Genomic DNA, 1,851 nt, shown 5'->3' with positions numbered 1-1,851 from the left:
CACGGGCGCACTTGGTTTGAACGTGCAATAGCTTCCAACTTGAGTCAGTTCACCTTGCGATAGACTCTCAGGAAGGATGAATCGGTCAAATGCAAAATGCAGAGACCAATCTTTTACGTCGAGGTCACTTAAATTATGTACCGTAAGGCCAAATCGGCAGTTATTTTTTTGTTCAGAAAGAACAGCTAAGTCGATGCGATAATTCATATAACTTCCCTGCTAAGCCTGTTGATACAAGTTGTGTTGTGACTTGCCGGCAAACATCAATGCGCCTTCGATAGCGTCAAATTGAGGTTTAACGATCCATTGTTGTACTGGTGGTGATAGCCAGTTGAGAATACGCTCAGCGATACTTCCCATTAAGCACACCTTGTCAGCGCCTTTTCGATGCAGCGCTAATACAAACATTTCGATATCGGCTGCAGTCTGCTTAAGCATCTCTATAGCCAGTTCATCGCCTTCATTTGCCAGTTGAAAAATGACGGGTGAGAATTGACCGTAATCCTTTGGAATCGCGCCTTTTGACCACGCCACAATCGCATCCACATCATTATTAAATTGATTCATAACATGTTGAGTTAATGGGGTTTTACTGCGAATACCATCTTCAGCGAGTAGGACTTGCTGAATTAAACGAAGGCCCATCACTGCGCCGCCGCCTTGGTCAGAAATTGGAAATTCACGACCGCCAACCACATGTTGTTCGCCGTTGTTTAGGTAGATACCACATGAACCTGTACCACCAATCATGATCGCGCCATCTTGGCCATTATGTGCACCAATACATGCACCATAGGCGTCTGTATTGAGTGTCATACTTGCGAAAGGGTGTGCTTGTGCCATGAAGTCGAGCCATGCTGACTTCTGTTCAGCACCAGCTAGCGCCAAACCAACATGCATATTAGAAAAATCGTTAGAGTTGAGTTGCCCTTGTTGTGCGGCTTTAGTAATCGCATCAACAATTGAACTCATTGCAACATCGACACCCAAAAGGATGTTGGCACTGCCACTTTTCGCTTCACCAATGAGTTTGCCTTGGTTATCACGAATGCGAGCACGGCAAGATGTACCGCCACCATCAATACCTACGTAGTAAAGCGTCATGATTATTGCTCCTTACACTGTGCTAAATGATTGAACTGTGCTGCAGTCGCCAGTAAGTACCACGCCCCATGAGGGATCCATTGTTCACCCCAGCGCCAGTTTTGAAGCATGTCGTCTTTCTGTGCTGGTGGGTTGAATGCGATGTCTTGTTCGTCTTCGAACCCTGCCGTGATGCCATTGCAAATCCCGCCTTTGGCATTGAAGAAACCAAGTTGTGGTAGATAGTCTGGGTTGTTATGACCGTGGCCATCAAGCATGCACATGTGGTATGGGTTGAGGCCCAAAATCCAGTCAAGGCTATTTTGTGAAAGTTGGATTAGACGCTGCTGAAGGTCATTATCTTTAATGTGCGGTTGAACTAGGTAAGCCATGGTCGCAATTGAGCCAAGACGCGCGTTTTCGCCTTGCCACCAGTAGCCAGTTTCGTTTTGTTGAGCGACGAAGAAGGCATCACGTTTATCACCATCGACAGATTTTACGTATTGTCTTGGGTAGCCAAATGGGTTGATGACTTTGTCGGTAATGTTGATTTCGAACTGACAAGCTTGCTCAACAACCACACGTGCTTGTTCTTTCAACTCAGTGTCAGTTTCATTATCGATGTACTCGCACAGAGCAATTACAGGAAGGCCAGCTTCAGCTGCATGGAAATAGGGGCGAGAGCCATCAGCATTAGCTGACCAAAAGTGCTCAACTGAATCATCAGATTGCTGACGTGCGATCAAGCGACTAGCCCAAGTTCTTGCT

At 46.2% G+C, this 1,851-nt stretch carries 1 protein-coding gene and 2 pseudogenes; all 3 read right to left on the bottom strand.

Annotated features, from left to right (window positions below; all coding sequences use genetic code 11):
- A pseudogene (locus AB4653_RS18120) lies at window positions 1-207 on the bottom strand (beta-hexosaminidase); the annotation flags it as partial.
- A gap of 12 nt (window positions 208-219) precedes the next feature.
- The gene (locus AB4653_RS18115) at window positions 220-1,104 is read right to left on the bottom strand and encodes an N-acetylglucosamine kinase (RefSeq protein WP_009847567.1); all 885 of its coding nucleotides are present in this window, start codon (window positions 1,102-1,104) and stop codon (window positions 220-222) included.
- A gap of 2 nt (window positions 1,105-1,106) precedes the next feature.
- Window positions 1,107-1,851, bottom strand: a pseudogene (locus AB4653_RS18110) (chitobiase); the annotation flags it as partial.

Source organism: Vibrio sp. 10N.222.48.A3 (assembly GCF_041475345.1).
Lineage (GTDB): Bacteria > Pseudomonadota > Gammaproteobacteria > Enterobacterales > Vibrionaceae > Vibrio > Vibrio tasmaniensis_A.
Note: the sequence above shows the minus strand (reverse complement) of the source record. Positions and strands in the feature narration are given on the sequence as shown.